The following is a 20,727-nucleotide window of genomic DNA, read 5'->3' on the forward strand; positions in this document are numbered from 1 at the left end:
ATTTTTCCTGGCTAATTTATTTGTGAATATTTTAATATTTTCAACCATATAAATATGAAGATTCCAGTCAGCTAGTTTATGTATTTGTTGTATTTTTGTACCGTTTTATAAAAAATACCCTTTGCATATCTATCATGGATAAATTTTCTTTTTTAAACGCGATTCACCCATCTCAAATCGCGGAACTTTACGAAAAATATTTACAATACCCAGATAGCGTTGAGCCTAGTTGGCGAGCGTTTTTCCAAGGTTTTGATTTTGGAACTGAGAATAGTGCTCAAGATTTCTTTGGCACAAGCGAAGCTTCGGAAGCTCCACAATATGCCGAAGGAGCAAATTGCGAAGATGTTGTAAAGGAGTTTCAGGTTGTTAAATTAATTGATGATTACAGAACCCGTGGGCATCTTTTTACCAAAACCAATCCAGTACGGGACCGCAGAAAGTATACGCCAACCTTGGCAATAGAAAATTTCGGTCTTTCGCAGCATGATCTTAAAACAACTTTTAGGGCAGGCGAGATTATTGGTATAGGTGAAGCTACACTTGAAGAAATAATAAGACACCTTGAAAGTATTTATTGCGATTCTATCGGGATTGAATACATGTACATCCGCAGACCGGATGAAATTCAATGGATTCAGAACAAGCTGAATGTAAATGATAATCAGCCTAATTTTTCCCAGGAACACAAGAAGCATATACTTAAGAAACTTAATGAAGCTGTGGCTTTTGAGAGTTTTCTTCATACTAAATACGTTGGTCAAAAGCGTTTTTCTTTGGAAGGAGGCGAAAGCTTGATTCCTGCTTTAGACACCCTAATTGAAAATGCAGCAGAAAGAGGTGTGAAAGAATTTGTAATGGGAATGGCCCATCGTGGACGTTTGAGCACCCTTACCAATATCTTCGGGAAAAGCGCAAAAGACATTTTTAGCGAGTTTGACGGAAAGGATTACGCACAGGATATTTTTGACGGCGACGTAAAATACCACTTGGGCTGGACTTCAAAACGCAAAACCGAATCTGGTAAAGAAATTAATTTAAACATTGCTCCAAACCCCTCACATCTGGAAACAGTGGGCGCAATTGTTGAAGGGATAACAAGAGCAAAACAGGACGATCACTATAAAGAAAATCCGAATAAAGTATTGCCAATTATTGTTCACGGCGATGCTGCTATCGCTGCACAAGGTATTGTTTATGAAATTGTGCAAATGGCACAGTTGGATGGCTATAAAACACAAGGAACCATTCATATTGTGGTCAATAACCAAATTGGTTTTACTACAAACTACCTCGACGCGCGTTCATCTATTTATTGTACTGATATTGGTAAGGTTACACTTTCTCCTATACTTCACGTAAATGCTGATGATGTAGAAGCTGTTGTTCATGCCATGCTTTTCGCTTTAGATTTTAGAATGGAATTTGGACGTGACGTTTTTATCGATTTGTTGGGTTACAGAAAATATGGACACAATGAAGGTGATGAGCCACGATTCACACAACCAAAGCTATACAAAGCAATTGCAAAGCATGATAATCCGAGTAATATTTACGCAGAAAAGCTAATTGCTGACGGTGTAATTGAAAAAGGCTATACGGATAAACTGGAGCAGGATTACAAAGACAAACTAGAAGAAAATCTTGAAGATTCCAGAAAAGAAGATAAAACCACAATCACTCCTTTTATGAAGGATGAGTGGGAAGGTTATGAATATGCCGAAGAAGATAAAATGATGGAGGCGGTTGATACCACTTATGATTTGGAAAAGTTGGATGAAATTGCTGAAGTCATTACCAAGTTGCCTAAGGATAAAAAATTCCTCAGAAAAATAGCCAAACTTGTTGAGGCAAGACACTCAATGTATTTTGAAGACAACAAACTAGATTGGGCTATGGGCGAACTTCTTGCTTATGGATCGCTTTTAAAAGAAGGTCACGACGTGCGTATGAGCGGGCAAGATGTGGAACGCGGAACATTTTCACACCGTCACGCTGTTATAACAGTTGAGGACAGTGAGGAAGAAGTTGTACTTTTAAACAATCTGAAAGGCAAGCAAGGTGAATTTTATATATATAACTCACTGCTTTCCGAGTACGGTGTAGTAGGATTTGACTATGGCTACGCTATGGCAAGCCCAAATTCGCTTACAATCTGGGAGGCGCAATTTGGCGATTTTAGCAATGGAGCACAGATAATGATTGACCAATATATTTCAGCGGCAGAAGATAAATGGAAACTGCAGAATGGTTTGATTATGCTTTTGCCACACGGGTATGAAGGGCAGGGTGCGGAACATTCTTCTGCAAGAATGGAGCGCTATCTTCAATTATGTGCAACCGACAATATGTTTATTGCAGATGTAACAACGCCTGCAAATCTTTTTCATCTTTTCAGAAGACAATTAAAAGTAAATTATCGCAAACCACTGATTGTATTTACTCCAAAAAGTTTACTGCGCCACCCAAAAGTGGTGTCAACCAAAGAAGAATTTGCAAACGGAAGTTTCCAAATGTTGATTGACGATGCAGAAGCCAAAGTGGCAAAAGTGAAAACATTGGTTTTTGTTACAGGTAAATTCTATTACGATTTACTTGAAAAAAGAGAAGAATTGAAAAGAGATGATGTTGCCTTGGTTCGTTTGGAACAACTGTTCCCATTGCCAACTGATGCAATGAAAAAGATTATCAAAAAATATAAAAACGCAGATGATGTGGTTTGGGCACAGGAAGAACCTAAGAATATGGGTGCCTATTCACATATTATGATGCATTTTGAAGAATCACGAGATTTCAGGGTTTGCAGTAGAAAAATGTACGCGGCTCCTGCAGCTGGTAGTTCCGTAAGATCAAAAGCACGACATGCAAAAGTAATTGAGAACGTGTTTAATAAAAATATGGATTAGTTTTTCTAAAAATTTTACAGAAAGACAAAAAGAAATTAAATTTAAAGAATTGTAAACCTAGGTTTATATTAAATAACAATAGTATGGCATTAGAAATGAAAGTTCCGTCACCGGGAGAATCCATCACCGAAGTTGAAATAGCATCTTGGTTGGTTAAGGATGGCGATTACGTTGAAAAAGATCAACCGATTGCTGAAGTAGATAGTGATAAGGCAACCTTAGAACTTCCTGCGGAAGCCAGTGGTATTATTACTTTAAAAGCCGAAGAAGGTGATGTAGTTGCTGTTGGTGACGTAGTTTGCATTATTGATACCGATGCCAAAAAACCTAGTGGAAGCGACGATTCAACAAAAAAAACGGAGAAGAAAGAAGAGGCTCCAAAGAAGGCAGAAGCTAAAAAAGAAACACCTTCAAAACCTTCCACTCCAAATCAGGAGCAGGATAAGAAGACTTATGCAACAGGCTCGCCCTCGCCTGCAGCCAAGAAAATTCTTGATGAAAAGCGAATGGCTACAAAAGACGTAAAAGGCAGTGGTCGTGACGGACGCATAACAAAAGATGATGCCGCAAACGCTACGCCATCTATGGGAACTCCTGGAACCAGTGGCCGTGGGAGCGAGCGTAAAAAACTTTCTATGCTTCGCCGAAAAGTAGCTGAACGTTTGGTTTCTGCAAAAAACGAAACCGCAATGCTTACCACTTTCAACGAGGTGGATATGACAGCAATTTTTGAATTGCGAAACCAATTCAAAGAACAATTCAAAGAAAAACACGGAGTTGGACTTGGTTTTATGTCTTTCTTTACTTTGGCAGTAGTTCGCGCACTGGAACTTTACCCAGATGTGAATTCCATGATTGATGGCGATTACATGATTACGTATGATTTTAAAGATATTTCCATCGCTGTTTCTGGGCCAAAAGGTTTAATGGTTCCCGTTATTAGAAATGCAGAAAACCTAAGTTTTAGAGGTGTTGAAGATGAAGTGAAACGACTTGCCATTAGAGCACGTGATGGTCAGATTACCGTTGATGAAATGACCGGTGGTACTTTCACAATCTCAAACGGTGGTGTTTTTGGAAGCATGCTTTCAACGCCAATTATAAACCCTCCTCAATCTGCTATTTTGGGAATGCACAATATTGTAGAGCGTGCTATTGTTCGCGATGGCGGTATTGTTGTAGCTCCCGTAATGTACGTGGCCTTGTCTTACGACCACAGAATTATTGATGGCAGGGAATCTGTAGGATTTTTGGTAGCTATAAAAGAAGCATTGGAAAGCCCTGAAGAACTTTTAATGGATAATGATATTAAAAGAGCTTTGGAGCTATAACTTATAACAATTAGAAAATAAAAAATCCGGCCAATGAGCCGGATTTTTTTTTGGTTAGTTAGGAAACATCTTATCAGCTAAAAAATAAAGTATTGACCAAATTAAGTAAAACGACCAATACTACTGAAACAGTCATCACTATAACTCCAGGTTTGCCCGAAGCTGAAGTGACATTGTAATCTTTTTCTTTTTCCTCTATAAAAACTGTTTCTTTCATATTGTAAATATCCGTCTTTATATAGAAATATGAAATACGTGGTAACACGTAAATTAGTAAAAATAGCCTAAGTTTTTCTATAACAGTTTTTCATGATGCTCTTTCGCCCAAATAAGGAGACTGTTTGTTTTGGGCTCTATATTGAGTTTGGTAATGATATTACTTCGGTGTTTTTCTACTGTTCTGTATGAAATGAAAAGTTGTGAGGCAATTTCTTTGTTGGTTTTATCTTGTGCAATTAATTTCAAAATCTTTTTTTCTGAAGGGGTAAGAGAACTTAGCTCCCCATCGTCAATAAAAACAACGCCAATTAGTTCTTTTATTTTATCACTAAAAAAGGGAACGCCTTCGGTAACAGTTTTGATACAGTTCTCAATTTCTTCAAGGGCGAATTCTTTCAGGATGTATCCAAAAATATTAAGCTCTTGAGCTTTTTGATACAGATCCTTCTCCTTGTGAAGTGTTATCAATACAATTTTGGTGTTTAAATCGAGCCCCTTGCATTGTTGCGCAATTTCGAGTCCAGACATATACGGCATCTGAATGTCCAGTATTGCGATATCTGGTTTTTTTTTGGTGATGAGATTGTATGCCTCTCTTCCGTCTTTGCCACTTCCCAATAGGTTATAGCCTTTTTCTATTAAAAAATCGCTGAGCCCTTTCAATAGCAATGGGTGATCGTCTGCAATAATGATGGATGGTGTAGTGTTGTTCATAACGGAAATTGAAATTCCAGCACAGTGCCGGTGTCTTTTTTAGAAGTTACTTTCATTTGGCCTTTCAAAAACTTGGTCCGTTCCAAAAGTGTCTTCAGCCCTAATGATTTTACGTCTTGATATTTTTCGGCAAAGTCAAAGCCCACGCCATTATCTCGTATAGAGATAAGAATGTTGTTTGTGAATTTTTTTACGGATACTTTTCCTGCTTCGGCGTTTGCGTGTTTTAATATATTACTAAGGCTTTCTTGAATAATCCGATAGATATTTACCTCGTCTTCCTTTGAGAAAATGTTGTCAATATTATCTATTTCGGCAGAAATGAAAAGTGTAGTGTTTTCATCTATCATGTTTATGGTATATTCAATGGCTTTAGTAATGCCTAGTTCCTGAAGTTGGAAAGGGTGCAAATCCCTAGAAATTGATCGAACTTCTTCTATGGTATTATCCACCATTTTTTTTGTATCATCATCACCGCTTGCCATAAGCTTGTTCTTGATGACCAACAATTGTTGACCAATACCGTCGTGAAGGTCTTTTGATATTCTTCTGCGCTCACTTTCTTGTGAAATTAGCAGTTCCTGACTAAATTTTTCTTGAAGGATTTTATTGCTTTTTAAATGCCGTTGGTTACGGAAAAGCAAGATCAGCCCAAACACCAAAAGAATGGCAATGCCTCCAAAAAGCATGGCTTTTTTAAAAATTTCGTTGTCCTTTTCAAGAAGGCTTATGTTGGAGGATTTTTCAACTAGTTCTTTTTCTTTTTTTTCTGTTTCGTAGAGTGTTTGGTAATAGGCAAGTGCATTTGCAGTACTGCGGTTGTATATGGAATCTTTGATTGCATTGGAGGCTTGATTGCTTTCAACACTTTTTTTATAATCTCCCCTGTCAAAATAGAGTTCGGAAAGGAAAGAGTAGGAACTCATAATTTCATCTTCCAGCCCTAAATTTTTGGCCACATCGAGTTTTTTTTGTGCAAGTATTAATGCTTCGTCATATTTTCCTATGGTTTGCAGATATTTTGCCTTTCCGCCTAAAAAATTTAATTCTGCCGAAGGGTTTCCAGAGAGATCATACTCCAAATTCTCTATGAGTTCAAGGTGTTTCTTTGCTTCAATAATCTGGTTATGCTCACAATAATATTCTATCAATCTTGAATGGATACCAATGAAAGTAGACTGGTCTGATTGGCTTTTATCGAATTTTTTTTCTGCAGTTAGCAATGATTTGTATTCTAGATCACGCAGGCCCATTTTTTTGTAATCCAAAGCCTGATTGTAATATTCATTGGACAAAAATCTATTTAGCCCTAAGGTTTTCATTTTATCAATAAGTGCATAGCGCTCCGCTTTGGCTTTTTCATAAAAACCATTCATGCTGAACATGCTTATAATGCCCTGTTGTGCATAGACCATATAGTCATATTCCTTTTTGTTCTCATACATAGTGTATGCTTGCGTAAAATCCTCACCTGCCAAAACAAATCTCCCCAAATTTGAATATGCCTGCCCTCTAAAAAGATAAGTGTCTGCAATGTTTAGGGAATCGCTTTTCGAAAAATTTTCGAGCGCCATATTATAGTCTTCAATGGCTTTTTTATAATCTACCTTGGTATTTGCCTTGCCGCGTTTAATATAAAGACCACCCAGCAAAAGACTATCCTTTATTTTATACTTGCGCGCAAGTACACTGTTTATAATGGTGATTGCATTTAGTGGATCGTTGGCATAGTTGGTGAGTGGATACTGAAGGTTCATCGCCTTTCTGGCGGCATCTTCAATACTGTCCATCCCCTGTGCCAAATCTATATATTGTATACTATATTTTATGAAAGCGTTGCTGTCTGAAAAAAATGTTCGGGACAATAGACTGTCCAGCGCAATCATGCTTTCTGCTTTGTTTTTGGCCGCAGCTAATTTTTTTTCATAATGAGAAATATCTTGGCAATACCCTGAAGCTGGGAAAAGCGCATTTATGAAAAAGAAGATTACTAATTTTTTCAGCACAAATGAATTGTTTGAGAAGAAGATAAAAGTACTTAAATTATTGTAAATAAACCATATCCAAAGATCATTCTATTTTACATAGAAGCAATTTCTGCCATAATCAATCACCGCTCGGTGCTGTTTTAAAAAATCTGCACCAATAATACCATGTACGGGGCCTTCGTCCACTTGCGAAAGTGCTTCGTTCACATGTGAAAGGTCAAAAAGCACAATGTCCATATTTTTTATCCCCCAATTTTTTATCCTAAATTCATTTTTTCGCGAAAGCATGGTTTCCATATTTATTGCGCCTGCTCCGGCAGCTTTAATGATGCTTTTTTCGCTGATCAATAAAAAATGTGTACTCTCACTAAAACCTATACAGCTTGTGGAAGCGCCTGTATCTAGTATAAAATCGCCCAAAATCCCGTTAATCTTTGCTGAAAAAAGATAGTGTCCCGTGGCGAGCATTTTCATTGGAATACGATAAAAGCCTTGCTCTTCAAGAAATTCGCGTAATTGCATCAACTTTTTTGTGTAAAGATAGCAAACAAAATAAGTAGCTTTGCAACTATGTTGACGGATACACATACCCACTTATATAGCGAAGCTTTTGCCGAAGATCGTGATGAAATGATGCAACGCGCTTTTGATGCTGGCATAAAACGCTTTTTTATACCAGCCATTGATTCTGGTTATACTGAAGCAATGTATGCGTTAGAAAAAGAATATCCCCAAAATGTATTTTTGATGATGGGCCTACATCCAACTTCGGTAAAAGAAAATTTTGAGGAAGAATTGGCACATATTGACAAACAATTCAAAAAAAGAAGTTTTTATGCCGTTGGCGAAATAGGGATCGACCTTTATTGGGATAAAACTACTTTGGAAATTCAGAAAATTGCTTTTAAAAGGCAAATCCAATTGGCGAAAAAATACAAATTGCCCATCGTAATTCATTGTAGGGATGCGTTTGATGAAATTTTTGAAGTTCTTGAAACAGAAAAAAGTGAAGATCTATTCGGGATTTTTCACTGTTTCACAGGAACATTTGAGCAGGCTGAAAGAGCCATTTCATTTAATATGAAACTTGGCATTGGGGGAGTGGTTACCTTCAAAAATGGAAAGATTGATACTTTTTTAAACCAGATTCCACTGAAACATATCGTTTTGGAAACCGATTCGCCCTACCTTGCGCCAGCACCCTTTCGCGGTAAGCGCAACGAAAGCGGCTATTTGGCATTGGTTTGCAAAAAGATTGCAGATATTTATGGGGTTTCAGAAGAAGAGATAGCGCGGGTAACTACCGAAAATTCAAAAGCCATTTTTGGGATATAAATAGGTATAAACAATATGACAAAAAAACCAAACATACTCCTTATATATACTGGCGGAACCATTGGGATGATCAAGGATTTTGAAACTGGCGCCTTGCGCAACTTCAATTTTAGTGAATTGCTCAACCACATTCCCGAGCTGAAACTCTTGGATTGTAACATTACAACAACTTCTTTCCCAAAACCAATTGATAGCTCCAATATGAATCCAAAGTATTGGATAGATATTGCAGACATTATTGAGAATAATTATGAAAAGATGGACGGGTTTGTGGTGCTTCACGGCAGCGATACCATGAGCTACACCGCTTCGGCCTTGAGTTTTATGTTGGAAAACTTGGGCAAGCCAGTCGTTTTTACAGGTTCACAGCTTCCAATCGGGGATTTGCGTACCGACGCTAAGGAAAATCTAATTACTTCCATCCAGATTGCTTCACTTCAGGAAAAAGGCGTTTCAAAAATTGCTGAGGTCTGTCTTTATTTTGAATACAAATTATACCGTGCCAACAGGACAACTAAGATTAATGCCGAGCATTTCGAGGCGTTCGCATCATTAAATTATCCCGAATTGGTACAAAGCGGTGTGCATCTAGTGGTAAACAACGAAGCGCTATACCGACCAAATCGAAGAAAAAAACTAAAAGTTCACAAAACACTGGAGCGTAATATTCTTTTGGTGAAAATGTTTCCAGGGATTGATGAGGCTACTATAAAGTATCTTTTTGAATATCCAGAAATAAAAGGATTGGTGCTTGAAACCTATGGGAGTGGCAACGTTACCAATGCCGATTGGTTTATAAATTCACTTAAAAAGGTGATAAAAAAAGGTATTCCTGTGATAAATGTTACGCAGTGTTCAGGAGGAAGTGTCAATATGGGACTATATGAAACCAGTACCGATTTGAAAAAAATAGGTGTTATAAGCGGAAAAGATTGCACCACAGAAGCCGCCTTGGCAAAATTAATGTACTTATTGGGACAAAAAATTTCGGCTAACAGCTTCAAAACCATATTTGAAACCTCTTTGCGCGGAGAAATGCAATAAATTAACAGCCTAAATTATTTTATGGCGTTGTTTTTTTTTTGATATTTGGCACTCCATTTCAAAAAGTGGCAGAATATAATAGAGAGGTGGCCGAGTGGTCGAAGGCGCACGCCTGGAAAGCGTGTATACGCCACAAGCGTATCGAGGGTTCGAATCCCTTCCTCTCTGCAACAAACTTTAGAGTATTATAACGCTGTTTAAGAGAGTCGAGTAATATTCTTGCAGATTAACTAAATTATTTTATATCTTTAAACCTTTAACTAAAAACAAACTTTAAGTCGATAGCAATGAAAAAATTATTTTCTATTCTGGCGCTTGCCGCAATCGTTTTTGCAGGCACGTTAAACGTAAACGCTGCAACAGCACAAACAATGCCAACCAGTTCACAAGCTTTGGTAACAGCAGCTACATTTACCATTATTCAAGATGAAGCAGCCCCCGCTGCCGAACCCGAAAAAGGATTCCATCAAGAATTGAAAGAACGCTTTGTGGAAGGTGGTCCTGGATTTATGGGGATTGTACTATTGTGTTTAATTCTTGGATTGGCTATTGCTATTGAAAGAATTATCTTTCTTAATCTTTCTAGTACCAATACACAAAAATTGGCTCAAGATGTGGAAGACGCATTAAATAGTGGTGGTATTGATGCTGCTAAAGAAGTGTGCAGAAACACAAAAGGTCCTGTTGCCTCAATCTATTACCAAGGTCTAGACCGTGCACATGAAGGTATCGACATTGCTGAAAAAGCGGTTGTTGCTTACGGTGGTGTACAGATGGGACAACTTGAAAAGAATGTTTCTTGGATATCTCTTTTCATCGCATTGGCTCCGATGCTTGGTTTCATGGGTACAGTAATCGGGATGATTATTGCCTTTGATAAAATTCAGGCAGCTGGTGATATGAACCCGTCTCTTGTGGCAGGTGGTATTAAAGTGGCACTTTTAACAACCGTATTTGGTTTGATCGTGGCTATTATTCTTCAAATCTTTTATAACTATATTATCGCTAAAATTGATAGTATCGTTAACAGTATGGAAGACGCTTCAATCACTTTAATCGATATGTTGTTCGACTACAAACAAAAAAACAAAATCTAAATAAATCACAAGATGGCATTACATAAAATTTTAAAAATAGTAGCATTGCTTCTAAGCGTTGCAGGGATTATTTTTCTTGCAATGATCATCGCAAAAGGTGATACAGAGGTTGCTGCAACGGGCGCCGGTGTCGATGGATTCTTGTATGTTGCTTATATCATATTTGCTATTACATTAGTATTCGTTCTCTTCTTTGTGATTAAAGGAGTTTTTGCAGGAAATATTAAGAACACCTTAATTTCCGTCGGAGCTTTTCTAGCTATAGTGATTATATCATACGTTTTGGCGGATGGAAATCCAATGTCAGTAGGCGATGGCGAAACGCTTTCAGCTAGTGGCTCAAAATTGGTAGGTGCAGGTTTATATACATTCTATATATTGGCAATAATAGCTATTGGCGCAATGGTTTTCAGCGGAGTTAAAAAAATAACAAAATAATGGCAAGAAGAGCAACACCTGAAGTAAACGCAGGGTCGATGGCTGACATCGCTTTCCTATTACTTATCTTTTTTTTGGTAACCACTACCATTGAAAAGGACAAGGGAATAGCGAGACAGTTGCCGCCCAAAGAGCCGCCCACAGATGAACAAGTGAAGATTAAGGAAAAAAACCTCTTCATTGTTAATGTTAACCGAAACGATCAATTGCTTGTTGAGGAAAAACTGATGGAGCTTAAAGATTTGCGCCAAGCAGCAATTGCTTTTCTCGATAACGGAGGAGCATCTTCTGGAACTGCAGAATATTGCAATTATTGTAAAGGTAAAAGAAATCCAGAGTCTTCAGATAATCCTGATAAAGCGGTTATATCTGTTCAGAATGACAGGCTTACTTCTTATAAAATGTATATAGCTGTTCAGAACGAACTTGTGGCTGCATACAATTTTTTGAGAGATCGGGAATCGCAAAGACTTTATGGTTGGAAATTTACCGAAAAGACCAAAGACCTTGATGAAGGTAAGATAAAGGGAGAAAGCGCAAAAGAAGCATTACAGGAAAAACTAGAGTCCATTCAAAAGTTATTCCCACAAAAACTTTCTGAAGCAGAACCTAAAAAATCCGGACAATAACAATAAGAATATGTCAAAATTCACAAAGAAAAAAAGCAACGAATTGCCTCCGGTAAATACAGCGTCCCTTCCGGATATTGTATTTATGTTATTATTCTTTTTTATGGTGGTAACTGTTCTGCGCGATGACAACTTGTTAGTACAAAACAAATTGCCAAAGGCAGATCAGGTTGAGAAATTAAAGAAAGACCGATCAGTTTATATTTATGCAGGAAAACCAAGTTCTAGATACCAGGACAAATACGGTTCGGAGCCTAAAATACAAATTGGTGATAAGTACACAGATATTTCCAATATTAAGTTTGCATTGACTGAAGCACGCCAAAAATTATTGCCTGAACTTCAGGATAAAATAATGGTTGCGCTTAAAGTTGATGAGAAAACAAATACTGGAATGGTCACTGACATTAAACAGGAATTGCGTGATCTTAATATGTTAAAGATTATCTATATTACCACTCCTGGAAATGAAGTAAGTCAATAGAGCTATTAAGCTTTATTTTTAAAACGCCTTGTCCCGAGGTTTTTGGGATCAAGGCGTTTTTTTGTTTCTTTTATTCTGAAAAATACATTTATCTTTATGGGTATGCAAAAGGTAATTAGAATCTACTTTATATTATTTATCGGACTTGTTTCCCTTACAGCTTTGGCTCAGGATACCATTCGTAAAACCTCGGTCGATTCGCTTTATAGAGAGGATCAGTTTTATATTGGTGTAACATATAACGTCCCATTAAATATGCCTTCTGGAGTGAATACTCGTGGTCTTTCTGGTGGCATTCAATTCGGTTTTGTGAGGGATATTCCCATTAATAAACAACGAAATCTTGCTATTGCCATTGGTGCCGGAATTGCAATCGATCAATTTGGGCAGAACCTTTTTATTGGCGAAACTCCAAATGATGAAACAATTTTTAGGGTTTTGGATCAGAACGTAGATTTTACTCGTAACCGATTCAATATGGCTATAATTGAAGCTCCACTGGAATTTAGATGGCGAACTTCAACACCGTCAAGCTATAAGTTTTGGAGAGTGTACGCGGGATTTAGAGTAGGATATGCATATTGGTACAAAGCAACTTTCAAACAGCCAGATAACAATGTAAATCAAACAAAAATTCCAGAGTTTGACCCACTTCGATTGTCTGCCACACTAAGTTTTGGCTACAGTAGCTTCAACTTATTTGCTTCCTATAGTATTAATCCTTTCTTCAAAAATGCAGTGACTGTTGATGGAGAAGCTGTTGACTTTATGACGCTCAAGTTAGGATTGATGTTCTATATTCTATAACCAAAGATTGAAAAGAATCAATTGCGGTAGTGCTCCTAAAAATATTCCCACACCTAGTTCTGGATACGTATGCGAATCATTATTCAGTCGGGAAGAAGCAACCCAACCATTTACAAAAAGGAAAAAACTGATAGTAATAAGCAAGTTAATTTTGAAATGTGCGCTCAATCCCACTAGAAACATTAAAATTCCAGCCACACCCATTTGGTGAAGGCTGACTTTCATTTTAAAAAACACCATCACCAGCGCACTGAAGGCCGAAAAAAGAATTCCAACAAAAAAATAATATAGCTCAGAATCTTCGTATGGATCAAAAACCATTTTAATGATAAGCAATAACAAAATGCACTGAATCATTAATGGAAATTTACGTTCCTTCACTTCTTTTAAATAGATGGTTTCTACAACCCGTAAATTTTTCAAAAGAAAAAAGATCACAATGGGTATTAAAATGGTAATAATTGCAATTGCAAAAAGTTCCACGCGAACCAATTGTGGATCTACATACTTGGGCGTAACACTGTAATAAAGGATGGTGCCCAAAATAGGCATCAATAATGGATGAAAGATATATGAAGCAGCTTTTAGGAATAAATTCATCAAATTTCTTTTCGGAGTCTTGCCACTGGCAAATCCAATTGTTCACGGTATTTGGCGATGGTCCTTCGGGCAATAGGATAGCCTTTTTCCAATAAAATTTTTGCCAGCTTATCATCCGTAAGCGGCTTCCGTTTGTTTTCTTCGGAAATAGTTATTTCAAGAATTTTCTTTATTTCTTTGGTAGAGACGTCTTCGCCTTGGTCGTTTTTCATCGATTCACTGAAAAATTCTTTGATCAATTTTGTTCCGTAAGGCGTGTCAACATATTTACTGTTTGCCACACGCGAAACCGTGGAAACATCCATATTGATTTTGTCTGCAATGTCCTTTAATATCATTGGTTTCAACTTTCGTTCATCACCGCTCAAAAAATATTCCTCCTGATGATGCATAATGGAATTCATTGTTACGAAAAGTGTTTGCTGTCGTTGTTTAATAGCATCGATAAACCATTTGGCAGCATCCAGCTTTTGTTTAATGAACATCACCGCATCTTTCTGCGCTTTTGATTTGTCTTTGGATTCTTTATAGCCCTTCAGCATGTTGGTGTAATCGTGGCTCACGTGAAGTTCGGGGGCGTTTCTTCCGTTTAAAGTTAAATCCAATTCGCCGTCAATAATTTTTATTGCAAAATCTGGAACTACGTGTTCCACAATTCTGTTGTTTCCAGAATAGGTTCCGCCTGGCTTTGGGTTCAACCCTTCAATTTCATGAATGGCATCACGTAGCTGGTCTTCGGTAATATCGAATTTCTGAATGAGTTTTTTGTAATGCTTTTTGCTGAAATGATCGAATGAATTGTCGATGATATCAATCGCCAAAGACACTGATGGCGTATGTTCCTTGCGTTCCAGTTGAATCAATAAACACTCTTGCAGATTGCGCGCAGCCACGCCAGCAGGATCCAATTCCTGAACTATTTTGAGTACTTTCTCAACTTTATTTTCGGTGGTGTAAACATTTTGTGTGAAAGCCAAGTCATCAACTATATCCCGAATTTCACGGCGTATGTAACCACTTTCATCAACACTGCCAACCAAAAATTGTGCAATTTCCTCTTCCTCATCGTCAAGGCGATAGGTACTTAGTTGTTGCATCAAATGTTGTGTAAAAGACGTTCCGGCTGCATAGGGCATTTGCCGCTCCTCATCGTCTGCGCTGTAGTTGTTTGCCGAAAGTTTATAGCTTGGCACTTCGTCATCGCTCAAGTAATCGTCGACGTTTATATCGGTTTCAATTACTTCGTTGCCTTCGTCGTCATAATTGTCATCATACTCATCATTGTTAAATTCATCGTCATAGTCTTCGCTTTCCTCTTTTCCTCCCTCTAAGGCAGGATTTTCCTCCAATTCCTGCGAAATGCGTTGCTCAAAAGCCTGCGTTGGTAGTTGAATCATCTTCATCAACTGTATTTGTTGAGGCGATAATTTCTGGGAAAGTCTAAAGCTTAAATTCTGTTTTAACATGATTTGTTTTACTACCTCATAAAGTTAAAAAAAACCAGCTACTAAAATAATTAAGTAGCTAGTTTTAATTAAAAATTAAGGTTTCTGTTTTTAATGGTTTGTCCGCTATTAGAAGTAAATACGCAGTCCTGCATTTGGAGTAATACCTAAGGAACGTTGTTGGGTTTCAATAACCTCTTCATTGTCCACGCGATAGAAATTGCTGATTTCGTTTTCTCTGTCTAAAATATTCCAAATAGATATACCTGCATCTGCTTTTATCTTTTGTGTAATATTAAAATTATACCGTGCAGAGATGTCCATTCGCAAATAATTTTGCAGACGAGAGCTATTGGGAGCAGCATAATTTATTGCATCGTTTGATATTTCATTATTTATTAAGGGAGAAGTGCTTGGTTTGCCTGTATGCCAATTGAAACCAGCAGCTATTTTTAAATTTTTTAATGAATAAGTTGTGCCCAAAGCAATGGCATGAGTAATGTCAAGATTACTAGGAAAAGCGTTAAGCTGCAAACCACTAAATTTATATTGATTCTCCATAAATGAATAGCTCAGCCAGAAGTTAAATTCAGACACCTTTTTTCTTAACAACACGTCCAATCCCTTAACATCATAGCTTCCAGTAAATTTTAAAAATTCATATTGGTTTTGGAATCCCTGGCTTTGGGTAGTAACTCCATCAACATATTTGTAATAACCTTCTGTACTTGCCAGCCAGCCATTATTAGTATAGTTTATTCCAGCAGAAAATTGTTTGCTTCTTAGTATGGGAATCTCTTTATTATTTGACAATTGCCACCTTCGCTTTTCAATTCCCAAAAAGTCATTCTGAAAATTGATAATCTGTGATGTATATTGGTTTTTAAATTCTCCCAGTATTTCAAAAGTGAAATTTTCAAGAAAACGTTGGGTAAAACTGAAGCGAGGTTCCCATAGGTTTTTATTGAATTTATCAATATAATTAAACCGAACCCCGCCCTTAATATTTGTATTTTTATTCTCCGATTTAAAACCTATTTCTGAAAAAACACTATGGTTTCGTATCACTTCCGAAACCAAAGAACGAAAAAGTGGATCATCAACATCATCCAGATTAGTTACTTCTGTCTCAATAAACTGATACCCGCCCAACAAATTGAATTTCTCATTAAACTTATAATTCAATTTTAATTTTATACTTGTTTCAGAAACCACATTTTCCTGAAGAAAACGCTGAGTTTCCAATACATTTTCGTTTACGGCTTTCAATTTGTAATCTGTTTCGTAACCTTCAAAAGTAGTCTGCAAATTTTTGTTCCATTGCCGATTGTAATAAATAGCTCCTGCAATACTGTTTTGCGAGAGACTGCTTTCCCGAGACTTTTGCACATTGTTGATGAAAGCATTTTCATTAAATTCCAAATTGTTAGACACGTTTATGAAATTTACACGAAGTATATCTTTATCACTTATTTGATAAATCCAACGGAATGAGGTGTCGTAAAAATCAAATCTTTTATCGGAATTTATAGTATTCCCAATATTATTTTGAACTTCAGTATTCTGGGAAATTCTTTCGAAAAATTCATTATAGGTGGGGGTTTTAAAAAAATCGCTCAAAGCTTTACGACCAGCAATTTGAAGCGATGATTTTTTTCCAATGGGAATGTCGGCAAAAGCATTTGCATCTATTAAATTCAATCCAACATTTGCATTAAAATCTGTAGTTAGTTCTTCACTAGTATGCATTGCAATGGTTCCTGAAACACCATCGGTGTAAGATACTCCCGTTCCATTTTTTAGAACAGAAACTTTCTGAGTAATTTGCGGGTTATACATAGAGATAAGACCAAAAAAATGTCCGGATTGGTACATTTTTATTCCATCCCACATTATTAAATTTTGGTCATGTGTACCGCCACGGATATTGATATTCGAAACAGTTTCATTGATGCTTTGAATGCCAGGAAAGGCTTGAACAGCTTGAAGAACATCCTTGTCTAAAACTCCAGGTAAAATCCCGAAGTCTGAAAAATCTATAACGAATGAACCATCACTAATTTTATTGATTCCCGTAGTAATATAGTTGGAAACCAATACTTCGGGCAGCGCCTGAAAATTTGGAAGCAATAGTATTTTCTCGCATTTATCTCTGCTAAAATCTTGCAGCGGTCTGTCAAGACTCTTATATCCCAAAAATCGTATGCTTATTGTTTCAGTTTCATTTTCGATTTTAAGTTGAAAGAAACCATTTTCATCACTTACCGCATAATTTTTTTTGCTTTGAACGGTAGCAGCTATTAAGGGCTTCAAAGTTTCTTTATCTATTATGTATCCGCAAAAGAACACAGCCTCTTTTGGTTTTACCAAAACAAGAGTCTCGTTCATTTTTGTGAATAATAATTTGCTGTTTTTTTCTAGATATTGCAAAGATTCTTCCAGCGAAAAATCTATGGAGGGTGGTTTCAAAAAAGTTTTTTTAATAAGATCTTCCGCATAGTTAAATTGAATACTATGCTTTTCCTGAAGTTTATAAATTATTGCAGAAAGGGATTCCTTCTCTTGGGCAAAACTGCTCAAAGAAAATAGTATGCTAAAAAATAAAGCTAGTTGCCTAATTGTTTTTCCCACGAATTATAACTCGATTTGATGTACTCAATTCATATGTCATATTCATAGGTTGTGTGATGGAAATAAGGGCATTTTCTAAATCGTGGTGAACGAAACCTCCGGTAAACAATCTATCAACATTCACATTTTTGTTTATGATTTTAATATTGTACTGACGCTCCAGCTCTGCCAAAACTTCTTTAAAAGGTACAGATTCAAAATCACTCATATTATCTGCCCATTTTGGAGTTACTGCAGTAATTGTTCCTTCAGAAAATTTGTGATTTGAAATGCGGAAGGTTTGTCCGGGATGCAATAACCTTTTAATGGTATCTGAAACAACACTTACTTTTCCTTCAAAACATTTCACCTCAAAAAATTCGGAACGTTGTTTTACATTGAACTGTGTTCCAACAACTGTAACCACACCACTTTCTGTAATTACGTCGAATTTTTTCCCTTTGGCCACTTTAAAATAAGCCTCGCCTTCAAGTTGTAGGGATCTTTTTTCATCCCACTTTTTTGCGTTATACTGAATAGTTGAAAGCACATTTAATATTACTTCTGACGTATCAGGTAATTCTACTGTAATTTTTTCGCCTGCTACCGTCTTTACTTGCGTTATACTGTTGTGAAATAGTGTAAAATACAATCCGAATGCTATCACTAATACACTTGCAATTTTCAATAATGGATTTAGCCATTGTAATTTTCGTACAGGTTTTTTGTGAGAATCATATCTCTTTTTGAATGCTTCGAAATCAGCGATTTCTGTAAAATTTGAAGCTTTAAAATATTCCGCATTATCAACAATCGCTTGGTTGATTTCGAAATCATCAAGCTTGTCGAATGCCTCTTTTTCAGAGCCATTCAATTCGTTGTTTAACCATTTTTTGATTAAAAGTTCTTTCTCCATAAATCAATTACTTTAGTATATAACAACTTCAGCAGAATTTCTCCTGATTATTTTATTTTAAAACCTTCAAGCTCGTTTTTCAAAAAACTAAATGCGGTATATATTCTGTATTCCACAACTTTTTGAGTTACTCCTAACATTTCTGCTATTTCACTGTGTTTTTTCCCCTCGGCTTTATTCATCATAAAAGCGACACGCTGTTCTTCGCTCAGTTTCTCCAAAGCTTTTTGGTACAGTTCTAGAAATTGTTCCTTTTCCAAAATAAATTCAGGACTTTCATTGGTGTAGTGTTCGGGTTTTATTTTTTGGTGCTTTAAAACCACTTTTTGGTGCTTAACCTCGTTGAGCATCATATTGTTTGCTATGGTAAACAGATACGATTTCGCCTTGTCAACAGGAACTTTCTTGCAGTTGTCCCAAAGCTTCATAAATGCATCTTGGGCCTTGTCGCTAGGATTGAATTGTTCGCCGAATTTATAGTATAGAAAATCATGAAGGTCTTTTGCGTATTTGTTGTAAATACGTGCAAAGGTTATTTCCTCACAGATGTTATTGTCAAGCTTTTTTGGCAAAATCAGGTTTTTACTTCGGCTAAGTTATAGAAATATTCTTTCAGTTTTTTTCAGGATTTTTTAGAAGTGAGTTGTTCTATTCAAAAAGAATACAGTTTTATTCAACTTTTTATGAAAACAACAGTTCTAAAAATATCACTACTTACGCTGTCACTTTTATTAGCGCTCTCTTCATGCAGAAAAGAGGAAACGGAACTTATAGAGCCACCAGAAGATGAAACTCTGGTAGTAAATTCTCCCATTGTCAATTTAATTAAACAAACAATCAGCAACGATGGATCGGTAGATAACATAATTGATAATGCCAATTGCTTCAAAGTTAAATTGCCGGTCACAGTTTCTGCAAACAATATTGAAATTGAAGTAAATACTGAAATGGATTATGAAACTATTGAAGATGTATTTGACGAACTGGACGATGATGAAGATACTATTGAAATAGTTTTCCCAATCACTATTATTTTAGAAGATTACGCTCAGGTCAGCGTTAATAACTACACTGAACTTTCCAGTTTTTCCAGCAATTGCAACGGAGAAAACATCGCCGACGACGATATTGAATGTGTTGATTTTCAATACCCAATTACAGCCTCTATCTTCAATTCCAACAATGAAATAATTGATAGGGTAACCTTTAATAATGACGAAAGCTTTTATGTCTTTATTGATGAAATTGAACAATATGATATAGTTACTATAGATTTTCCTATAGTCGTTTCACTTTCAGATGGAGCTACCACTAACGTTGAAAATTTGAACGAGTTGGAGGCAATAATGGAAACATATCGCGACAGCTGTGACGAAGATGATGACAACAATTATAATGACGATGATTGTAATGAATGTACCACCACTCAGTTAATGACTTATTTAACCGGCTGTCAGGATTGGATTGTTGACAGGCTAAGACGCGATGATAGCAGTAATACGGAAGATTATTATGATAACTATGTATTTAATTTTTATCCAGATGGAACATTGATTTCTATTTTTTCAGTGTGGACTTATGAAGGAACATGGACTGCCAGTGGTTCAGCAAATAATATAATTGTTGTTATTGATATTCCTACACTTCCGGACTGTAATAATGAATGGATTTTACATGAAATTGAAGAAAACCCAGGGGAAACAAAAGTAGATTTTAGGCTTGGTGAAGATCAGATTCGTTATGTGAACAACTGTAATTAAAGACAAGGGCAAATGCGTAGATACTTGATTTTAATAGCGATAGTAATAATAGCTTTTATTGGCTATAACTATCTATATAAAGAACACCGAAATATTGAAGGTGAACATGCCCAATATTCATTGACGGCTCAGCAAATTCATACAGAATTTAATGATGATGCCGTGGTTTCCCAAAAGAAGTATCTCAACAAAACTATTGAAATTTCTGGACTTGTTTCAGAAATCAATAAAACCGAAATCACAATAGGTGATATGGTATTTTGTCAATTTTTAGAGCCAATTACCCAACAAGGAATACAACTTAATTCAAAAATCACCGTAAAAGGACGATTTATAGGATACGACGATTTGCTGGAACAAGTAAAACTTGACCAGTGTATTATTAATTAACTTAAATAAACCAT

20 protein-coding genes and 1 tRNA gene are annotated in these 20,727 nt (G+C 36.5%); 12 read left to right on the top strand and 9 right to left on the bottom strand.

Features of this window, described 5'->3' with window-relative positions:
- Positions 1–134: 134 nt before the first annotated feature.
- A complete protein-coding gene (locus tag ESU54_RS01860) occupies positions 135–2,906 on the top strand; it encodes a 2-oxoglutarate dehydrogenase E1 component (protein ID WP_111842813.1) in 2,772 nt (923 codons plus the stop codon).
- Positions 2,907–2,989: 83 nt separating this feature from the next.
- The gene (gene odhB / locus ESU54_RS01865; RefSeq protein ID WP_111842812.1) at positions 2,990–4,237 is read left to right on the top strand and encodes a 2-oxoglutarate dehydrogenase complex dihydrolipoyllysine-residue succinyltransferase; all 1,248 of its coding nucleotides are present in this window, start codon (positions 2,990–2,992) and stop codon (positions 4,235–4,237) included.
- A 73-nt stretch (positions 4,238–4,310) separates the two neighbouring features.
- Here odhB and ESU54_RS17740 read toward each other — a convergent pair whose 3' ends face one another.
- The 4 genes from ESU54_RS17740 to ESU54_RS01880 all read right to left on the bottom strand — a co-directional run bounded on the left by ESU54_RS17740 (position 4,311) and on the right by ESU54_RS01880 (position 7,680).
- The gene (locus tag ESU54_RS17740; protein ID WP_160113235.1) at positions 4,311–4,454 is read right to left on the bottom strand and encodes a hypothetical protein; all 144 of its coding nucleotides are present in this window, start codon (positions 4,452–4,454) and stop codon (positions 4,311–4,313) included.
- Positions 4,455–4,531: 77 nt separating this feature from the next.
- A complete protein-coding gene (locus tag ESU54_RS01870; protein WP_111842811.1) occupies positions 4,532–5,170 on the bottom strand; it encodes a response regulator in 639 nt (212 codons plus the stop codon).
- Positions 5,167–7,176, bottom strand: coding sequence for an ATP-binding protein (locus ESU54_RS01875; protein ID WP_111842810.1), 2,010 nt, complete (start codon positions 7,174–7,176; stop codon positions 5,167–5,169). The genes ESU54_RS01870 and ESU54_RS01875 overlap by 4 nt, the downstream gene beginning before the upstream one ends.
- 69 nt (positions 7,177–7,245) lie before the next feature.
- The gene (locus ESU54_RS01880) at positions 7,246–7,680 is read right to left on the bottom strand and encodes a retropepsin-like aspartic protease family protein (protein ID WP_111842809.1); all 435 of its coding nucleotides are present in this window, start codon (positions 7,678–7,680) and stop codon (positions 7,246–7,248) included.
- Between the two features lie 48 nt (positions 7,681–7,728).
- On the opposite strand from ESU54_RS01880, the gene ESU54_RS01885 reads away from it, so the two are divergent.
- The 8 genes from ESU54_RS01885 (at position 7,729) to ESU54_RS01920 (ending at position 12,992) form a co-directional block, all read left to right on the top strand.
- The gene (locus ESU54_RS01885) at positions 7,729–8,493 is read left to right on the top strand and encodes a TatD family hydrolase (protein ID WP_111842808.1); all 765 of its coding nucleotides are present in this window, start codon (positions 7,729–7,731) and stop codon (positions 8,491–8,493) included.
- A 15-nt stretch (positions 8,494–8,508) separates the two neighbouring features.
- Entirely contained in the window at positions 8,509–9,537 is a 1,029-nt protein-coding gene (locus ESU54_RS01890) for an asparaginase (protein WP_111842807.1), read from the top strand.
- Positions 9,538–9,617: 80 nt separating this feature from the next.
- Positions 9,618–9,705 (top strand) — tRNA-Ser (locus tag ESU54_RS01895).
- A 119-nt stretch (positions 9,706–9,824) separates the two neighbouring features.
- Positions 9,825–10,634, top strand: a complete 810-nt coding sequence (locus tag ESU54_RS01900; protein ID WP_111842806.1) for a MotA/TolQ/ExbB proton channel family protein — start codon at positions 9,825–9,827, stop codon at positions 10,632–10,634.
- A gap of 12 nt (positions 10,635–10,646) precedes the next feature.
- Positions 10,647–11,072: a hypothetical protein gene (locus tag ESU54_RS01905; RefSeq protein ID WP_111842805.1), complete on the top strand. Its 426-nt coding sequence runs from the start codon at positions 10,647–10,649 to the stop codon at positions 11,070–11,072.
- Entirely contained in the window at positions 11,072–11,701 is a 630-nt protein-coding gene (locus tag ESU54_RS01910; protein WP_111842804.1) for an ExbD/TolR family protein, read from the top strand. Before ESU54_RS01905 ends, ESU54_RS01910 begins: the two co-directional genes overlap by 1 nt.
- Before the next feature lie 10 nt (positions 11,702–11,711).
- Positions 11,712–12,185 (top strand): ExbD/TolR family protein, encoded by a 474-nt coding sequence (locus ESU54_RS01915; protein ID WP_111842803.1) that lies wholly within the window; start codon positions 11,712–11,714, stop codon positions 12,183–12,185.
- Between the two features lie 102 nt (positions 12,186–12,287).
- On the top strand, positions 12,288–12,992 hold the full coding sequence (locus ESU54_RS01920; protein WP_111843247.1) for an outer membrane beta-barrel protein: 705 nt from the start codon (positions 12,288–12,290) through the stop codon (positions 12,990–12,992).
- Here the strand turns inward: ESU54_RS01920 and ESU54_RS01925 are convergent.
- The 5 genes from ESU54_RS01925 to ESU54_RS01945 all read right to left on the bottom strand — a co-directional run bounded on the left by ESU54_RS01925 (position 12,987) and on the right by ESU54_RS01945 (position 19,135).
- Positions 12,987–13,592, bottom strand: coding sequence for a hypothetical protein (locus tag ESU54_RS01925; RefSeq protein ID WP_111842802.1), 606 nt, complete (start codon positions 13,590–13,592; stop codon positions 12,987–12,989). The two genes, ESU54_RS01920 and ESU54_RS01925, sit on opposite strands and share 6 nt — an antisense overlap.
- The gene (rpoN, locus tag ESU54_RS01930) at positions 13,592–15,058 is read right to left on the bottom strand and encodes an RNA polymerase factor sigma-54 (RefSeq protein ID WP_111842801.1); all 1,467 of its coding nucleotides are present in this window, start codon (positions 15,056–15,058) and stop codon (positions 13,592–13,594) included. The genes ESU54_RS01925 and rpoN overlap by 1 nt, the downstream gene beginning before the upstream one ends.
- 108 nt (positions 15,059–15,166) lie before the next feature.
- Complete coding sequence (locus ESU54_RS01935; RefSeq protein ID WP_235004453.1) at positions 15,167–17,506, bottom strand: TonB-dependent receptor; 2,340 nt, start codon at positions 17,504–17,506, stop codon at positions 15,167–15,169.
- A gap of 145 nt (positions 17,507–17,651) precedes the next feature.
- Positions 17,652–18,563, bottom strand: a complete 912-nt coding sequence (locus ESU54_RS01940; protein ID WP_111842800.1) for a FecR family protein — start codon at positions 18,561–18,563, stop codon at positions 17,652–17,654.
- A 47-nt stretch (positions 18,564–18,610) separates the two neighbouring features.
- Positions 18,611–19,135, bottom strand: a complete 525-nt coding sequence (locus ESU54_RS01945; RefSeq protein WP_111842799.1) for an RNA polymerase sigma factor — start codon at positions 19,133–19,135, stop codon at positions 18,611–18,613.
- A gap of 111 nt (positions 19,136–19,246) precedes the next feature.
- On the opposite strand from ESU54_RS01945, the gene ESU54_RS01950 reads away from it, so the two are divergent.
- Positions 19,247–20,323, top strand: coding sequence for a hypothetical protein (locus tag ESU54_RS01950; protein ID WP_111843245.1), 1,077 nt, complete (start codon positions 19,247–19,249; stop codon positions 20,321–20,323).
- Between the two features lie 12 nt (positions 20,324–20,335).
- Positions 20,336–20,713: an OB-fold protein gene (locus ESU54_RS01955; RefSeq protein WP_111842798.1), complete on the top strand. Its 378-nt coding sequence runs from the start codon at positions 20,336–20,338 to the stop codon at positions 20,711–20,713.
- The last annotated feature ends 14 nt before the right edge of the window (positions 20,714–20,727 follow it).

The organism is Aequorivita antarctica (assembly GCF_007997155.1).
Taxonomy (GTDB): domain Bacteria; phylum Bacteroidota; class Bacteroidia; order Flavobacteriales; family Flavobacteriaceae; genus Aequorivita; species Aequorivita antarctica.

What these genes read in the sequence shown, in the direction of transcription:
- ESU54_RS01860 (WP_111842813.1), top strand. Translation starts at nt 135, where the DNA reads ATGGATAAATTTTCTTTTTTAAACGCGATTCACCCATCTCAAATCGCG.
- odhB (WP_111842812.1), top strand. Translation starts at nt 2,990, where the DNA reads ATGGCATTAGAAATGAAAGTTCCGTCACCGGGAGAATCCATCACCGAA.
- ESU54_RS17740 (WP_160113235.1), bottom strand. Translation starts at nt 4,454, where the DNA reads ATGAAAGAAACAGTTTTTATAGAGGAAAAAGAAAAAGATTACAATGTC.
- ESU54_RS01870 (WP_111842811.1), bottom strand. Translation starts at nt 5,170, where the DNA reads ATGAACAACACTACACCATCCATCATTATTGCAGACGATCACCCATTG.
- ESU54_RS01880 (WP_111842809.1), bottom strand. Translation starts at nt 7,680, where the DNA reads ATGCAATTACGCGAATTTCTTGAAGAGCAAGGCTTTTATCGTATTCCA.
- ESU54_RS01885 (WP_111842808.1), top strand. Translation starts at nt 7,729, where the DNA reads ATGTTGACGGATACACATACCCACTTATATAGCGAAGCTTTTGCCGAA.
- ESU54_RS01890 (WP_111842807.1), top strand. Translation starts at nt 8,509, where the DNA reads ATGACAAAAAAACCAAACATACTCCTTATATATACTGGCGGAACCATT.
- ESU54_RS01900 (WP_111842806.1), top strand. Translation starts at nt 9,825, where the DNA reads ATGAAAAAATTATTTTCTATTCTGGCGCTTGCCGCAATCGTTTTTGCA.
- ESU54_RS01905 (WP_111842805.1), top strand. Translation starts at nt 10,647, where the DNA reads ATGGCATTACATAAAATTTTAAAAATAGTAGCATTGCTTCTAAGCGTT.
- ESU54_RS01910 (WP_111842804.1), top strand. Translation starts at nt 11,072, where the DNA reads ATGGCAAGAAGAGCAACACCTGAAGTAAACGCAGGGTCGATGGCTGAC.
- ESU54_RS01915 (WP_111842803.1), top strand. Translation starts at nt 11,712, where the DNA reads ATGTCAAAATTCACAAAGAAAAAAAGCAACGAATTGCCTCCGGTAAAT.
- ESU54_RS01920 (WP_111843247.1), top strand. Translation starts at nt 12,288, where the DNA reads ATGCAAAAGGTAATTAGAATCTACTTTATATTATTTATCGGACTTGTT.
- ESU54_RS01925 (WP_111842802.1), bottom strand. Translation starts at nt 13,592, where the DNA reads ATGAATTTATTCCTAAAAGCTGCTTCATATATCTTTCATCCATTATTG.
- rpoN (WP_111842801.1), bottom strand. Translation starts at nt 15,058, where the DNA reads ATGTTAAAACAGAATTTAAGCTTTAGACTTTCCCAGAAATTATCGCCT.
- ESU54_RS01940 (WP_111842800.1), bottom strand. Translation starts at nt 18,563, where the DNA reads ATGGAGAAAGAACTTTTAATCAAAAAATGGTTAAACAACGAATTGAAT.
- ESU54_RS01950 (WP_111843245.1), top strand. Translation starts at nt 19,247, where the DNA reads ATGAAAACAACAGTTCTAAAAATATCACTACTTACGCTGTCACTTTTA.
- ESU54_RS01955 (WP_111842798.1), top strand. Translation starts at nt 20,336, where the DNA reads ATGCGTAGATACTTGATTTTAATAGCGATAGTAATAATAGCTTTTATT.